We start from the raw sequence: 14336 nt of genomic DNA, 5'->3' as shown, positions 1-14336 counted from the left end.
GAGAAACTTGCACACGCGGGATAACGCCCCGCGCACGAGATGGAGGTCAACCATGAAACCCGGACTGCTCGCCCTCGCCGTCGGTGGGTTCGGCATCGGCCTGACGGAGTTCGTCATCGCCGGGCTGCTGCCCGAGGTCGCGGCCGACTTCACGGTCTCGGAGGCCACCGCCGGCTGGCTGATCTCGGGCTACGCCCTGAGCGTGGCGGTCGGTGCGGTCGGCCTGACCGCCGGCGTGACCCGCCTCCCGCGCAAGCAGGTGCTGCTCGGACTGATGGTGCTCTTCGTCGTCGGCAACCTGCTCTCCGCCCTCGCCCCGTCGTACGCCGTGATGCTCACCGGCCGCATCGTCGCCGCGCTCTGCCACGGCGCGTTCTTCGGGATCGGGTCGGTCGTCGCGGCCGGCCTGGTGGAGCCGGCCAAGAAGGCCGGTGCCATCGCCCTGATGTTCGGTGGCCTCACGATCGCCAACGTGCTGGGGGTCCCGCTCGGCACCCTGCTCGGCCAGCAGCTGGGCTGGCGCTCGACCTTCTGGGCCATCACGGCCATCGGCATCGCCGCCTTCGCCGCCATCGCCGTGCTCGTGCCGGGCGGCCGGCCCGACGAGGGCCAGGGCAGCCTGCGTCACGAGCTCGTCGCCTTCCGGCACCCCCAGGTCTGGCTGTCGCTGGCGATCACCGTGCTCGGCTTCGGCGGCATGTTCGGTGCCTTCACCTACATCGCCTACACGCTCACCGAGGTCAGCGGCTTCGCCTCCGGTGCGGTCCCGTGGCTGCTGGTGCTCTTCGGCGGCGGCCTCTTCGTCGGCAACCTGCTCGGCGGCCGAGCCGCCAACGTCGACGTCCCCCGCACCCTCCTCGTCGTGATGGGCGGGCTGGCCGTCGTGATGGCGCTCTTCGCGCTGACCGCCGGGTCGCAGGTGGCGACCGTCGTCGCGCTGGTGCTGATGGGCGCCTTCGGCTTCGCCACCGTCCCCGGCCTGCAGATGCGGATCATGACGTACGCCGGGGCGGCGCCGACGCTCGCGAGCGGGGCCAACATCGCGGCGTTCAACGTCGGCAACGCGCTCGGTGCCTGGCTCGGCGGGCTCACGATCACCGCCGGTCTCGGCTTCACCTCCCCGCTGTGGGTGGGGTCGTCCCTCGCGCTCGCGGCGCTCGTCGTGCTGGTGGTCGCCGAGCGCGCGGCCGCCCACGCGCCAGCTCCCGCGATGCCCGACGAGGAGCCGGTGGCGGCCTAGGAGACGGCAGCCAGCACCAGCCGGGCCACGGCCTTCTGCTCGGCGGCGAAGGGGTGGAAGGCCAGGGCCCGGGCCGGGTCGGTCGCCTGGCCGTTGATCCACGGGTCCTTGGAGCAGATGTCGTGGCCGGCGCTGGCCTTCAGGACGTCGATGTAGTCGTCGGCCTTGCGCGCCCCCAGCCTGACCGCGTCGGAGAGCCCCTGGTTGATCCGGTGCGCGTAGGCGTAGTCGCCGGTCGCCAGCGGGAGCAGGTCGGGGCAGGTGCCGTGCGCCGGCACGATCTGGGGATAGCCGACGACCACCACCCGGGCGTGGGGCGCCCGGTCCCGGATGCCGGCGACGATGGCCGCGACGTGACCCCTGATCTGCCGCAGCTCGCGCGTCAGCTGGTCGCTCCCGCCCGAGCTGAGCTGCGCCTCGCAGGGCGAGCCCGTCGGGTCGGAGTCCCGCAGCCTGGCGCAGGTGCCGATCAGGGTGCCGAAGAGGCCGAAGTCGTTGCCCCCGATGCCGACCGTGACCAGGTCGGTGCTCTTGGTGAGCGCGTTGAACTGCGGCTGCTGGGCCTGCGAGCCCGTCTCCTGCACGCCGACCATCGAGCTGCTGTCGGCCCCGCTGCAGCTGACGTCGATCAGCTGGGTGCCCGGCAGCCCCTTCGCGACCAGCGAGGGGTAGTTGCCCGTGGAGCGCAGGCACCCGTTGGAGGTGTCGGTGGCCGGCACCAGCGGTGCGGCCGTGTAGGAGTCGCCCAGTGCGACGTAGGTGCCGTACTTGCTGGACGGCGTCGGGTCGCCCGCCGTCGGTGAGGACGCGGAGGGCTGCGGGGGGCCCGCGTCGGCGCCGGAGCTGCCCTGGGAGCAGCCGGACGCGACCACCGCCAGGGCGAGGGCCACCGCGAGCGGCAGCGCCCACCGGGTCGCGCGGGTCGGACGGGACGAGCGGGTCATGCGTACCTCCTGCGGTGAGACGGTACGGGCGTGCTCCCAACGATCGGTGACCGCGTCGACGCGTGAACTGCCCGGCACCCGGGTAGGACTGGAGGGTGAGCACTCAGAGCGCCGAGAAGCCCGGCGATGGCACCCCCGTCTCGGTCGAGATCCCCGACGACCAGTCGAAGGGCGGCGAGTCGACGTTCACCGTGATCGTTGCCCTGATCGCCAACGGGCTGCTCGCGGCGGCCAAGACGTTCGCGGGGCTCGTCACCGGGTCGGCCTCGATGATGGCCGAGTCGGCGCACTCGTGGGCCGACACCGGCAACGAGATCTTCCTGCTCATCGCCGAGAAGCAGGGCAAGAAGCCTCGCGACGAGAGCCACCCCCGCGGCTACGGCCGCGCGACGTACATCTGGTCGCTGGTGGCGGCGTTCGGCCTGTTCTCCGCCGGCGCGGTGGTGTCGATCTGGCACGGCATCACCGAGCTCGTCGCCGAGCCGACGTCGGCCAGCTTCACCATCAACTACGTCATCCTCGGCATCGCGTTCCTGCTGGAGGGCAGCTCGTTCTTCCAGGCCTCGCGACAGGTTCACGGCGCCTCCCAGCGGTGGGGGATGCACCCGATGAAGTTCATCGACAGCACCTCGAACCCCACCCTGCGGGCGGTCTTCTTCGAGGACTTCGCCGCGCTGATCGGCCTGGTCCTGGCCGGCACCGGGATCGGCCTGCACCAGCTCACCGGCCAGGCCTACTGGGACGCACTCGGGTCGCTGGCCGTGGGTGTGCTGCTGGGCTTCGTGGCGGTCTACCTGATGCGGCGCAACATCCAGTACCTCATCGGCGCGGGGTCCCCCGAGCTGCGCGCCCGGGTGCTGCGGGGCATGCTCGACCACCCGGCGATCGACCGGGTCAGCTACCTGCACGTGGAGTACGTCGGACCCAGCCGGGTCTTCGTGGTCGCCGCCGTGGACCTCAGCGGTGACGACGCGGAGCCCGACCTGGCCGTGCGGCTGCGCGAGGTCGAGCGCGAGATCGAGGACAACGCGCTGATCGAGGACGCGGTGCTCACGCTGTCGCACCCCGACGAGGCGTCGCTGACTCCCTGACGACCGCACCCAGGGCGACCGCACCGCTCCGGATGACAGGGGAGAGCGGTGCGGCCGCGTCGGTGGGCGGTCAGAGATTGGCTGGCCGGAGCACCTGGCTGATGCCGTGGGCGATCTGCCGGTTGCCCTTGTTGATGTCGAGCGCCCGCGGGAGCACGCGCGCGTTGGGGGCGTCGGGGTCTCGGTCGATGAGTCGGATCCCGTTCTTCGTCACGTTGACCTTGATGACGCCACCCTGGGCGGTCTTCAGTTTGGCGCCGTCGGCCTTGGCCGCCTGGGCGGAGGTGATCGTCGCGCCCGGCACCACGTGGTAGAGCAGGATCGCCTCGAGGGTGTCGACGTCCGCGACGGACGCGACGGCCTTGAACGTCGCCCTCTCGGTCTGCGGCGTGTGGCCGGTCAGGTCAGTGACCAGCCGGCGGAAGGCCGCGTCGGTCGGGATGAACGCCGTGACCCGCTTCCTGCCCTTGGTCAGCACCCCGACCGGGCTGTCCGGCTTGGCGTCGAGCACGGTCAGCACGGCCTTCTCCACGATGTCGAAGTCCCTCCAGTTGTGGTCGAACCTCGTGCCGTCAGCGGCCAGCACTGTGGCGAGGCTCCTGGTGCCCGCACTGCGCTCCGGGGCCGGGCTCGCGTTCGCCGGGGCGGCGGCAGCCGTGCCCGCGGCCAGGACGGTCGCCAGGGCGGTCGCGGTGAATCGGATCTTCATCGGTGTCTCCTCTCTGGGGCCCTGCGGGGTGTTGCCCACGTCGGCCTCGTCGAGGCCGGGCGGGCGGCGCAGGTGCCAGTGATTCGACGACCTCGCACAGGCGGTTGGGGTTCTGGCCCAATATTTCAACAACTTGTTGAGATGTCCCTGAGGTGTCAGACGTGGTCCACGCCCAGGGCGATGGTCAGCGCGAGCACCGTGGCCGGGTCGTCGAGCCGGTCGCCGTAGAGGTCGCGCAGCTGGCCCATCCGGTAGCGCACCGTCTGCGGGTGGACGAAGAGCTCCTCGGCCACGTCGTCGCGCCTGCCCTGGTGGAGCAGCCACGAGCGCAGCGTGTCGGCGAGCTTCTCCGCCGAGCCGGCGCGGAGGCCCTCCAGCGGGGCGAGCACCTGGGTGCGGAGGTCGGCCAGCGCCTCGGGGTCCGCACAGAGCACCAGCTGGGTCAGGTGCGCCTCGGTGTCCTCGGTGATGCCGAGCGTGCGGGCCCGGATCGCCCGCTCGTACGACGCCCGCACCTCCAGCCAGGGGCGGGCCGGGCCGGCGACCGCGCCCCGGCCCAGCAGGGCGCGCAGCAGCGCCGGGCGGCGGCGGCCGTGCGCGTCGGGCACCAGCAGCAGGGCGTGGTCGTCGAGGTCGGGGAGGTCCGCGGCCACGAGGGTCCGCGACGCCACCGCGGCCAGCACCGGACGGACCTGGGCCTCGGGCAGCACCACGGCGGTGAGCGTGGTCGGGGCCTCCCACCCGGCCCGCTCGGCGGCGGCGAGCACCGTCTCGGTCGATGAGCCCTGCAGCAGGTGCCGGGCGATCCGCTCGAGGAGCCGCTGCCGGACCCGCCCCGTGGTCGCCAGCTCGTCGGTGTGCCCCGCGACGCTGGCGGCGGAGAGCTCGTCGATGTAGGCGAAGACCAGCTCGGCGAAGTCGACCAGCGTCTCGGCCGGGACGCCGTTCTCGACCGCGGTCGTGGACATCTCGCGCCAGGAGACCCGGGCGCCGACCCGGAAGGCCGCCAGGAGGGCGTCGGTCGTCCTCCCGCTGCGCGCCTCGCCCCGGCCGAGGGCGTAGGCGCCCTCGACGGCCGGCGCGGTCGGGGTGCGCGGGTTCGCGCCGCGGCGGCCGCTGGCCAGGGAGAGGAACCCGCCGAGTGCGAGCTGGACCGCGTTGCGGATGTTCTCGCCCATCGACCCGGTGAGCGCGCCCTCGTAGCTGGGCACCTCCGCGATGATCGCGGCGACCGTCTCGTCGGCCACCGCGGGGAGCCGGGAGCGCATCTCGGTGACCGCCGCGGCGGGCAGCTGGAGCCGGTGTCCGGCCGTTTGACGGGTGGAGCGAGCCATGAAGAACTCCGTTTTGTGCGTTACGAACAAATGTGACGTACGTCTTCACGCTCGTCGGACAGGACTTTACGCCCTCCGATGAAGGACAGTCGATGTCATGAGCATCAGTGTCACTCCCCGCGCCTCCGGAGCGACCGCGTCCCCCGTCCGGGCCCGCGGCCGCAGCCTGCGAGACGGCCTGCGCCGCGTCGCCGAGGCCGCGGTCACCCCGCTCCAGCTCGACGACGTCCTCGACGTCTTCCACCCGCTGCGCGCGGGAGCGGAACTGCGCGGGCGGATCGTGGCGGTCCACCCCGAGACCGCCGACTCCGCGACCCTGGTCATCAGGCCGGGCAGGGACTGGGCCGGCCACGTGCCCGGCCAGTACGTCCGGGTGGGCGTGGACGTCGACGGGGTGCGCCTGTGGCGCACCTACTCCCTGACCCACGGCCCCCGTGCCGACCGCTGCATCAGCATCACGGTCAAGGGCATCCCCGACGGCGTGGTCTCCAACCACCTCGTGCACCGGGTGCGGGCAGGACAGATGATCCACCTCGGCCAGGCCGAGGGTGACTTCGTGCTCCCCGACCCGATGCCGGGCAAGCTGCTGCTCGTCACCGCCGGCTCCGGCATCACCCCGGTGATCGGGATGCTGCGCAACCTCTTCTCCCGGGCCGTCCCGTTCGAGGCCGACATCGTGCTGCTCCACTCGGCGCTGTCGCGGTCCGAGGTGATCTTCGGCGAGGAGCTGCGACGGTACGCCGCGCAGGGCCGGCTCCGGCTGGTCGAGCTGCACACCGACGTCCACGGGATGCTCGACGTGGCCGATCTCGACGAGATCGTCCCCGACCTGGCCGAGCGCACGACGTACGCCTGCGGTCCGGTCGGCCTCCTCGACGCGCTCGAGGAGCACCACACCGGCCGCGGACTGCCGCTGCACATCGAGCGGTTCCGCACCGCGACGGTGGTCACCGGCGAGGGCGGCACCCTGACCTTCTCCAGGTCGGGCGCGGTCGTCGAGGCCGACGGCGCGACCCCGATCCTCGACGCCGCCGAGTCGGCCGGCGTGCTGATGCCGAGCGGCTGCCGGATGGGCGTCTGCTTCGGCTGCGTGCTGCCACTGCGCGAGGGCGCCGTGCGCGACCTGCGCAACGGCCAGCTCACCGTCGCCGCGCCCGGCGACGGCGTGATCATCCAGACCTGCATCAGCGCCGCCGCGGGCGCCTGCGACATCGACAACTGACCCTCCACCCCGCTCGATCCCACGAGAAGGAGCGACCATGACCGCACTGCAGAAGAAGTCCGAGAACCCCATCGCCCACCTCACCCCTGAGGACATCGAGCAGCTCGGCGTCGAGCTCGACGCGATCCGTCAGGACATCCTCGACTCCCGAGGCGAGCGCGACGCGGCGTACATCCGCAAGGTGATCGGCGTGCAGCGCAAGATGGAGCTCGGCAGCCGTGCCGTGCTGCTCGCCAGCGCCTTCCCGCCCGCCTGGATCGTCGGCACCGCCGGCCTGAGCGTCGCGAAGATCCTCGAGAACATGGAGATCGGCCACAACATCCTCCACGGCCAGTGGGACTGGATGCGCGACCCCAAGATCCACTCCACGACCTGGGAGTGGGACATGGCCACGCCGGCCAAGCAGTGGCAGCACTCGCACAACGAGCTGCACCACACGTACACGAACGTCATCGGCAAGGACAACGACCTCGGCTACGGCATCATGCGCGTGGACGAGGACCAGCCGTGGCACCCGTTCTTCCTGGTCCAGCCGCTGTGGAACTTCATCAACGCCTGCTTCTTCGAGTACGGCATCGCGGCGTACGACCTCGAGCTCGGCGCCAACATCAAGCGCAAGAAGACCAAGGACCCCGAGTTCAAGGCGCGCGTCAGCCAGGTGCTGAAGAAGATCCGCAAGCAGGCCACGAAGGACTACGTCGTGCACCCGGCGCTGTCGCTGCCCACGGGCTCGTTCCTGCCGACCCTGGCCGCGAACTTCACCGCCAACGTGGTCCGCAACCTGTGGAGCCACTCGATCATCATGTGCGGCCACTTCCCCGAGGGCGTCGAGACCTTCGAGAAGCGCTCGATCGAGGGCGAGACCCGCGGTGAGTGGTACGTCCGCCAGATGCTCGGCTCGGCCAACATCTCCGGCTCCAGGGCGATGCACATCATGAGCGGCAACCTGTCGCACCAGATCGAGCACCACCTCTTCCCGGACCTGCCGAGCAACCGGTACGCCGAGATCGCGCCGAAGGTGAAGGACCTCTTCGACAAGTACGACCTGAACTACCACGCCGCGCCGTTCCCGAAGCAGGTCGCGAGCGCCTGGCACAAGGTGGTCCGGCTGTCGCTGCCCAACGGCTGGCTGGCGACCACCAACGCCAAGAACGCCGTGCCGCAGCTGAAGATGCTCTACAAGATGACGACCGGCGGCCCCAAGCTCCGCCGTGCCGCCCAGGCCCGGCTCAACCAGCAGGCGCGCCGGGCCGAGGCCGCCTGACGCTCGTTGAGTTGGGCCTGATTCGGCCTCGAGCTGGGCTGGATTCTCTGAATCCGGCCCAGCTCGACGCTGATTTCGGCCCAACTCAACGGAACAGGTCCAGCAGGGCGCGCAGGTCGGGGAGCACCTCGTGGGCGCCGGCGTCGATGAGGTCGGTGGCCGACCAGGTGGTGGTCACCCCGACCACGCGTCCGACGCCCGCGGCGACCGCGGCGCGGATGCCTGCCGGGGAGTCCTCGGCGGCCAGGCAGGCCGGTGCGTCGACGCCGAGCCGCTCGCAGGCGAGCAGGAAGCCCGCCGGGTCGGGCTTGCCCTCGGCCACGTCGTGGGCGGTGACGACGACCTCGACGTGGTGGAGGACTCCCAGCCCCTCACCGACGGCCAGTGCGACCCACTCCGGGCGGGCCGAGGTGACGATCGCGACCTGGATGCCGGCGCCGGCGGCGGCCCGCACCAGCTCCGGCGCCCCCGGGACCGGCTCGGGCGTCGCGTCGTCCGGGATCTGGCCGCGCACCTCGGCGGCCAAGTCGCGGGGGTCGTGCTCGGCCCAGGGGCCGGGCTCGACGGCGAAGACGTCCTCGGCCCGGCGACCGGTGAAGATGCCCAGGTCCGGCACCTCCCAGCCGCGGTCGGCCAGGAACGCGTCGTACGCCGCACGGTGCACCGGCTCGGAGTCGACCAGGGTGCCGTCGAGGTCGAGCAGCAGGGCGGCCGGCCTCACGGGGTGACGGTGAAGAGCACGTCGCCGACCTTCGCGACGGCGTCCGCGGCGGGTGCCGGCACCGAGCCCTTGGGCCGGTCCATCGCCACCACGGGCACGACGGTCGAGATGCCCTCACCGCCGATGGTGGCCGGGTCCCAGCGCACCATCGGGTCGCCGGCGGCGACCGTGGACCCCTGCTCGGCCAGGACCTCGAAGCCCCGGCCCTCCAGGCGCACGGTGTTGATGCCGAGGTGGACCAGGACGCCGACCCCGTCGGCGCCGAGCACGACGAAGGCGTGCGGGTGCACCTTGACGACCTTGCCGGCGATCGGCGACACGACGGTCACCTCGCCCGGGTCGGGGTCGATCGCGACCCCGGGCCCGACCATCTCGGAGGCGAAGACCGGGTCGGGGACCTCCGACATCGGCACCAGCCGCCCCGGGCAGGGCACCAGCACCTCGACCGGGCCCCGTGGCTCGGATCCGGTCACATCAGGTCCTCGATGTCCTCGGCCAGGTTGTCGGCCTCGGGGCCGACGACGACCTGCACCACGTTTCCGGACTTCACCACGCCGTGGGCGCCGGCGGCCTTGAGGGCCTTCTCGTCCACGAGCGAGCCGTCGTTGACCTCGGTGCGCAGGCGGGTGATGCACGGCTCGATCTCGACGACGTTGCCGGCGCCGCCGAGTCCGGCGAGGATCTGCTCGGCCTTGCTGCTCATGGGTTCTCCTTGGGTTGGGGTGGGTCGGTGGCGGTCACCTTGGCCAGGCCACGGGGGTTGTCGGGGTCGAGCCCGAGCTCGCGCGCGAGCCCCTCGACGATCAGCTGGGCCGGGACGATCGCCCCCAGCGGTGCGAGCGCCTCGGGCAGCTCCGGGCCGGGCACGTGGACGGCGCAGGCGTCGGCGAACGCCGGGTCCCCGCCGATCCCGACCACGGTCGCGCCGCGGGCGGCGAGGTCGTCGGCGAGCTCGGCCATCGGGGCCAGCAGCGGGCCGTCCGGCGCGGCCACGAGCACCGCGGTCATGCCGCTCGTCACGACCGAGATCGGCCCGTGTCGCAGGTCGGCGTACGAGTAGCCCCGGACCGGGCGCAGGCAGGTCTCCTCCAGCTTGAGGGCCGTCTCGAGCGCGGTGCCCATCATCAGGCCACGCCCCGACACCACGGCGTACGCCGCGTCGCGCAGCGCCCCGACGGCCGCGTCGACGCCGTGCGGCTCGCGGACCAGCCGCTCCACCTCACCCGGGACCCGGGCCAGCTCGGCGTCGAGCACGGTCGGGTCGGGGGCCAGGGCGGTGCCGAGGACGGCCATCGCCACCAGCTGGGTGAGGTAGGTCTTGGTCGCCGGGACCGCGAGCTCCGGCCCGGCCCGGGTGACCAGGGCGAGGTCGGCGTACTCCGCCAGGGGTGAGCCCTCGACGTTGGTGATCGCCAGTGTCGCGGCGCCGTTGGCGCCGGCCCAGGACTGGGTGTCGACGATCTCGCTGGTCGCGCCGGACTGCGACACGCACACGACCAGCGCGTCGGAGAGGTCGAGACTCGCGCGGTAGTGGGTGGCGACGCTGGGGGAGAGCAGGCTGCCCAGCACCCCGGCGCGCGTCTCCAGCAGGTACCGCCCGTAGACCGCGGCGTTGTCGCTCGAGCCGCGCGCCGCGAACAGCACCCGGCGCCTGCCCTGGGCCAGCTCGCTCACCGCGCCGCGGAGCGGCAGCAGCGCGTCCAGGGTGCGCTGCACGGCGAGCGGCTGCTCGGCCACCTCGGCGGCCATCCGGCTGCCTGCGCCGCTGTCGCCCGATCTGTCCTGGGTCTTGACATCCATCGAAACCGTGACCATCCTCACAACTGGTACGGACCAGACCGTACCAGCGACACCGATAGTCGTCGAGAGGTCGAGTCCCTTGTCCCGTACCCGTCCCGCCCGGGTCATCACCGATGGCCCCCGGCCCAAGCACGCGCAGCTGAGCGACGTGCTGGCCGACCTCGCGGTGCACGAGCTGGGGCCCGACGTGGCGATCCCCTCCGAGCGCGAGCTGATGACGACGTACGACGTGTCGCGGGCCACGGTGCGCAAGGCGATCGACAGCCTGGTCGCCGACGGCCTGCTGCACCGGATCCACGGCAAGGGCACCTTCGTCGCCCGGCCCCGGCTGGAGAGCCGGCTCCATCTCGCGTCGTTCAGCCAGGACATGCGGCGCCGGGGGCTGACCCCCTCCACGCGGCTGCTCGACGTCGAGCTCGACGAGCCGCCGGCCGACGTCGCCAAGGCGCTCGACCTCAGCGCCGACGGCCGCGCCTGGCGGCTGGACCGGGTCCGGCTCGCCGACGGGCAGCCGATCGCGCTGGAGAACGGCTGGTACCCGCGCTCGCTCCTGCCCGGCCTCGACCGGCACGACCTGGGCGGCTCGCTCTACGAGCTGCTCGCCGACGTCTACGACCTGTCCATCGACAGCGCCGAGCAGACGCTGTGGGGAGAGACCGCCGACGCCGCGACGGCGCGCCGCCTGGACGCTCCGGTCAACACCCCGCTGCTCGTCTTCCGCCGCGTCTCGTACGCCGCGGGCCGCCCGCTGGAGTACGTCGTCTCGCGCTACCGCGGCGACCGCTACCAGCTCCACATGTCCCTGGGCCGGGACGACCTCGGCCCAGCCACTCAACAGAAGAAGCAGGGCACTTCCGAAGGGAACCGACAGTGACCACCACAGACGCGTCCGCGGACGCCACCCCCACCGAGGGGCGCAGGTTCAACCTCGCGCCCGTCCAGAAGTTCGGCCGGAGCCTGATGCTGCCGATCGCGAGCCTGCCGGCCGCGGCGCTGCTGCTCCGCCTCGGCGCGCCCGACCTGCTCGGCGCCGACGGCCTCGGCTGGGACCACGTGGCGGCGGTGCTCGGGGCTGCGGGCGGTGCGCTGTTCGCCAACCTGCCGCTGATCTTCGCGGTCGGCGTGGCCATCGGCATGGCGAAGAAGGCCGACGGGTCGACGGCGATGGCGGCCGTGGTGGGCTACCTGGTCTTCAAGGCCGTGGGTGACGCGATGAGCCCCGACATCGTGGACGGGTCCACGACCGACCAGGCCAAGCTGCTCACCGGGGGGATCAACTACGGCGTCCTCGGCGGCATCGTGATGGGCCTGATCGCGGCGTTCCTGTGGCAGAAGTACCACCGGATCAAGCTGCCGCCCTACCTCGCCTTCTTCGGTGGGCGCCGCTTCGTGCCGATCATCACCGCGTTCGTGGCGATCGTCGTGTCGGTGCTCATGAACTTCGTCTACCCGGCCTTCGACTCCGGCCTGACCAACCTCGGCACCTGGGTGACCAACAACGAGGTGGTCGGCGGCTTCGTCTACGGCACGCTCAACCGGCTGCTGATCCCGCTCGGCCTGCACCACATCCTCAACAACCCGCCGTGGTTCGTGTTCGGCAGCTACCACGGCCCGGACGGCGTGGTGCATGGCGACATCGCCCGCTTCCTCGCCGGCGACCCGACCGCGGGCGCGTTCATGACCGGCTTCTTCCCGATCATGATGTTCGCGCTGCCCGCCGCTGCGCTGGCGATCTGGCACGAGGCCCGGCCGAGCACAAGAAGGCCGTCGGCGGCATCATGCTCTCGGCCGCGCTGACGTCGTTCCTCACCGGCGTGACCGAGCCGCTGGAGTTCGCGTTCATGTTCGTGGCCTGGCCGCTCTACATCATCCACGCGGTGCTCACCGGCACCTCGCTGGCGCTGGTGAACGCGCTTGGCATCAAGGACGGCTTCGGCTTCTCCGCGGGCCTGTTCGACTTCGCGCTGAACTGGAACATCGCCACCAAGCCCGCGCTGCTCATCCTCATCGGCCTCGGCTACGCGGTCATCTACTACTTCCTCTTCCGCGCCGTCATCCGCAGGTGGAACCTGCGGACGCCGGGCCGCGAGGAGGAGGGCGCCGAGTCCGTCGCCGAGGCCGACACGAGCGTCTGAGGATGCTCCTGTCAGCTGGTCGGGTCGTCACCCCGGCGCGGGTCTTCGCGCCGGGGTGGCTCCAGGTCGAGGGGCAGCGGATCGCCGAGGTCGGTCCCGGGGCGCCGCCGCGTCCCGCCGACCTCGAGCTGCCCGCCGCCACGGTCGTGCCGGGGTTCGTCGACACCCACGTCCACGGGGGCGGGGGAGCGTCGTTCGACGGTGGCGACCCGGAGGCGTGCGCGACCGCGGTCCGCGCCCACCTCGCCCACGGCACGACCACGATGATGGCGAGCCTGGTGACGGCGAGCGCCGAGTCGTTGCGGGCGTCGGTGGGCCTGATCGCCGACCTCGCCGACGACCGGCTGCTCGCCGGCATCCATCTCGAGGGGCCGTGGCTGAGCAGGAGGTACGCCGGGGCGCACGACCCCGAGCTGCTCACCGACCCCAAGCCCGCCCACGTAGACGCCCTGCTCGAGGCGGGTCGCGGGCACGTCCGGATGGTGACGCTGGCGCCCGAGCTCACCGGGGCTCGACGCGATCCGGCAGCTCACCGCTGCCGGCGTCGTGGCCGCGATAGGGCACACCGACGCGACGTACGACGTGGCGCGCGCGGCGCTCGACGCGGGCGCCGGCGTCGGCACCCACCTCTTCAACGCGATGCGCGGCCTGCACCACCGCGAGCCTGGGCCGGTCGCCGCACTGCTCGAGCACCCGGACACCTACGTGGAGCTCGTGGCCGACGGTGTCCACGTGCACCCCGCCGCGCTGCGGCTCGCGGCCCGGGCCAAGCCGCACCTGACCGTGCTCGTCACCGACGCGATGGCGGCGGCTGCCGCGGCCGACGGGGACTACCACCTCGGCCGGCTCACGGTCACGGTCCGCGACGGCGTCGCCCGACTGGCCGACACCGGCGCCAACGCCGGCTCCACGCTGACCATGGCCGCGGCGGTGCGGTACGCCGTCCAGGTCGCCGGCCTGCCGATCGAGGACGTCGTCCGCGCGGCCACCGCCTCGCCCGCGACGCTGCTCGGCCTGGACCGGGTGGGCGCGCTGCGTCCCGGCTTCGACGCCGACCTCGTGGTCCTCGACGACGACCTCGTGGTGCAGCGGGTGCTGCGCAAGGGCGCGTGGGTGGCGGGCACCTGAGCGACCTGCACGGGTCAGTGCGGCAACGACGCCAGCCCGAGGACGGCGCCGTTGGGGAACTCCTCTCTCACGACGCCCACGTCGCGGACGTACCACAGCCGGATCTCGTTGCCGGGTGACAGTCGCGAGTCGACCTTGGTGAGCAGCGCGTCGTCCCAGCTGCCCGCGGGCCCGGACACCTCGGCGGCGACGTCGACGACGGTGGTGCGGTCCTCGGCGACGCCCGGCACCGACTGCTGCTCGTAGTCGTCGCCGACGCGGGGCCGGCCCGGCATCGCGACGCCGGCCCTGGCCCCGGACCGTCCCGCCTGCCACACGCCCCCGGACCCGCCGGCGCCGAGCACCCACACGTTCCCGTCCCGGTCCTGCGCGTAGAAGGTGCGGTCGGTCGCGACCACCCGACCGCGGGCGTCGGTGGTGGTGGCCTCGACGATCGTCGTGGTGACGCCGTCGACCGTGCGGGGCCGGTCAGCCACGGAGACGACGACGCGCACCGCGTCGGGAGTGCCGGAGATGCGGAAGGTGTGGGTGCTGCCGGGCGCCAGCCCCAGCCACGGGTTGTCGACACGGTCGACGAAGTCGGCCGGGTCGGGCGACGGGGTGGGGATGACCAGTGCGTCGACCCCCTTCGGCGGGTCGGCGGCGGGCGTCGAGCCACAGGCGGCGAGGCCGAGGCCGAGCACCCCGGTGAGGATCCCGACCAGCACACCTGTCGGTCTCGTCGGAGCGAGATCCGGGCGCACCCGGC

At 72.4% G+C, this 14336-nt stretch carries 14 protein-coding genes and 2 pseudogenes; 8 read left to right on the top strand and 8 right to left on the bottom strand.

Annotated features, from left to right (window positions below):
• Positions 1-52 precede the first annotated feature (52 nt).
• Positions 53-1240: an MFS transporter gene (locus H0S67_RS21810; RefSeq protein ID WP_180934753.1), complete on the top strand. Its 1188-nt coding sequence runs from the start codon at positions 53-55 to the stop codon at positions 1238-1240.
• Here H0S67_RS21810 and H0S67_RS21805 read toward each other — a convergent pair.
• On the bottom strand, positions 1237-2184 hold the full coding sequence (locus H0S67_RS21805) for an SGNH/GDSL hydrolase family protein (RefSeq protein ID WP_180934752.1): 948 nt from the start codon (positions 2182-2184) through the stop codon (positions 1237-1239). The genes H0S67_RS21810 and H0S67_RS21805 overlap by 4 nt on opposite strands.
• Before the next feature lie 95 nt (positions 2185-2279).
• Here H0S67_RS21805 and H0S67_RS21800 point away from each other — a divergent pair, with 95 nt between their 5' ends.
• The gene (locus tag H0S67_RS21800) at positions 2280-3275 is read left to right on the top strand and encodes a cation diffusion facilitator family transporter (RefSeq protein ID WP_246354954.1); all 996 of its coding nucleotides are present in this window, start codon (positions 2280-2282) and stop codon (positions 3273-3275) included.
• Between the two features lie 70 nt (positions 3276-3345).
• Here H0S67_RS21800 and H0S67_RS21795 read toward each other — a convergent pair whose 3' ends face one another.
• A complete protein-coding gene (locus H0S67_RS21795; protein ID WP_180934751.1) occupies positions 3346-3984 on the bottom strand; it encodes a fasciclin domain-containing protein in 639 nt (212 codons plus the stop codon).
• Between the two features lie 155 nt (positions 3985-4139).
• The gene (locus H0S67_RS21790; RefSeq protein WP_180934750.1) at positions 4140-5318 is read right to left on the bottom strand and encodes a PucR family transcriptional regulator; all 1179 of its coding nucleotides are present in this window, start codon (positions 5316-5318) and stop codon (positions 4140-4142) included.
• Between the two features lie 97 nt (positions 5319-5415).
• On the opposite strand from H0S67_RS21790, the gene H0S67_RS21785 reads away from it, so the two are divergent.
• Entirely contained in the window at positions 5416-6540 is a 1125-nt protein-coding gene (locus tag H0S67_RS21785) for a ferredoxin reductase (RefSeq protein ID WP_180934749.1), read from the top strand.
• A 37-nt stretch (positions 6541-6577) separates the two neighbouring features.
• Complete coding sequence (locus H0S67_RS21780) at positions 6578-7804, top strand: fatty acid desaturase family protein (protein ID WP_180934748.1); 1227 nt, start codon at positions 6578-6580, stop codon at positions 7802-7804.
• Between the two features lie 85 nt (positions 7805-7889).
• Here H0S67_RS21780 and H0S67_RS21775 read toward each other — a convergent pair whose 3' ends face one another.
• From H0S67_RS21775 to H0S67_RS21760, 4 genes are read right to left on the bottom strand one after another with little or no spacing between them, the layout of a single operon-like run.
• A complete protein-coding gene (locus tag H0S67_RS21775) occupies positions 7890-8525 on the bottom strand; it encodes an HAD family hydrolase (RefSeq protein WP_180934747.1) in 636 nt (211 codons plus the stop codon).
• Positions 8522-8998 carry a PTS sugar transporter subunit IIA gene (locus tag H0S67_RS21770; protein WP_219635383.1) on the bottom strand — a complete coding sequence of 159 codons (477 nt, stop codon included), beginning with the start codon at positions 8996-8998 and terminating at the stop codon, positions 8522-8524. The genes H0S67_RS21775 and H0S67_RS21770 overlap by 4 nt, the downstream gene beginning before the upstream one ends.
• A complete protein-coding gene (locus H0S67_RS21765; RefSeq protein ID WP_180934746.1) occupies positions 8995-9228 on the bottom strand; it encodes a PTS sugar transporter subunit IIB in 234 nt (77 codons plus the stop codon). The genes H0S67_RS21770 and H0S67_RS21765 overlap by 4 nt, the downstream gene beginning before the upstream one ends.
• Complete coding sequence (locus H0S67_RS21760; protein WP_246354953.1) at positions 9225-10325, bottom strand: SIS domain-containing protein; 1101 nt, start codon at positions 10323-10325, stop codon at positions 9225-9227. The genes H0S67_RS21765 and H0S67_RS21760 overlap by 4 nt, the downstream gene beginning before the upstream one ends.
• A gap of 79 nt (positions 10326-10404) precedes the next feature.
• Between H0S67_RS21760 and H0S67_RS21755 the strand changes: the two genes are divergently transcribed.
• The 4 genes and pseudogenes from H0S67_RS21755 to H0S67_RS27045 all read left to right on the top strand — a co-directional run bounded on the left by H0S67_RS21755 (position 10405) and on the right by H0S67_RS27045 (position 13588).
• The gene (locus H0S67_RS21755) at positions 10405-11199 is read left to right on the top strand and encodes a GntR family transcriptional regulator (RefSeq protein WP_180934745.1); all 795 of its coding nucleotides are present in this window, start codon (positions 10405-10407) and stop codon (positions 11197-11199) included.
• Positions 11196-12445 (top strand): annotated as a pseudogene (locus tag H0S67_RS21750) (PTS transporter subunit EIIC); the annotation flags it as partial. The gene H0S67_RS21755 and the pseudogene H0S67_RS21750, both read left to right, overlap by 4 nt.
• Positions 12446-12462: 17 nt before the next feature.
• A pseudogene (locus H0S67_RS27050) lies at positions 12463-12915 on the top strand (amidohydrolase family protein); the annotation flags it as partial.
• Between the two features lie 91 nt (positions 12916-13006).
• The gene (locus H0S67_RS27045; RefSeq protein ID WP_281368917.1) at positions 13007-13588 is read left to right on the top strand and encodes an amidohydrolase family protein; all 582 of its coding nucleotides are present in this window, start codon (positions 13007-13009) and stop codon (positions 13586-13588) included.
• A 14-nt stretch (positions 13589-13602) separates the two neighbouring features.
• Here H0S67_RS27045 and H0S67_RS21740 read toward each other — a convergent pair whose 3' ends face one another.
• The gene (locus tag H0S67_RS21740; RefSeq protein ID WP_180934744.1) at positions 13603-14295 is read right to left on the bottom strand and encodes a hypothetical protein; all 693 of its coding nucleotides are present in this window, start codon (positions 14293-14295) and stop codon (positions 13603-13605) included.
• Positions 14296-14336: the final 41 nt, after the last annotated feature.

The sequence above is a fragment of the Nocardioides ungokensis genome (assembly GCF_013466985.1).
GTDB classification, from domain to species: Bacteria; Actinomycetota; Actinomycetes; order Propionibacteriales; family Nocardioidaceae; genus Nocardioides; species Nocardioides ungokensis.
This window is presented reverse-complemented; position numbering and strand designations above follow the sequence as displayed.

What these genes read in the sequence shown, in the direction of transcription:
- H0S67_RS21765 (WP_180934746.1), bottom strand. Translation starts at nt 9,228, where the DNA reads ATGAGCAGCAAGGCCGAGCAGATCCTCGCCGGACTCGGCGGCGCCGGC.
- H0S67_RS21780 (WP_180934748.1), top strand. Translation starts at nt 6,578, where the DNA reads ATGACCGCACTGCAGAAGAAGTCCGAGAACCCCATCGCCCACCTCACC.
- H0S67_RS21795 (WP_180934751.1), bottom strand. Translation starts at nt 3,984, where the DNA reads ATGAAGATCCGATTCACCGCGACCGCCCTGGCGACCGTCCTGGCCGCG.
- H0S67_RS21790 (WP_180934750.1), bottom strand. Translation starts at nt 5,318, where the DNA reads ATGGCTCGCTCCACCCGTCAAACGGCCGGACACCGGCTCCAGCTGCCC.
- H0S67_RS21810 (WP_180934753.1), top strand. Translation starts at nt 53, where the DNA reads ATGAAACCCGGACTGCTCGCCCTCGCCGTCGGTGGGTTCGGCATCGGC.
- H0S67_RS21785 (WP_180934749.1), top strand. Translation starts at nt 5,416, where the DNA reads ATGAGCATCAGTGTCACTCCCCGCGCCTCCGGAGCGACCGCGTCCCCC.
- H0S67_RS21805 (WP_180934752.1), bottom strand. Translation starts at nt 2,184, where the DNA reads ATGACCCGCTCGTCCCGTCCGACCCGCGCGACCCGGTGGGCGCTGCCG.
- H0S67_RS21760 (WP_246354953.1), bottom strand. Translation starts at nt 10,325, where the DNA reads ATGGATGTCAAGACCCAGGACAGATCGGGCGACAGCGGCGCAGGCAGC.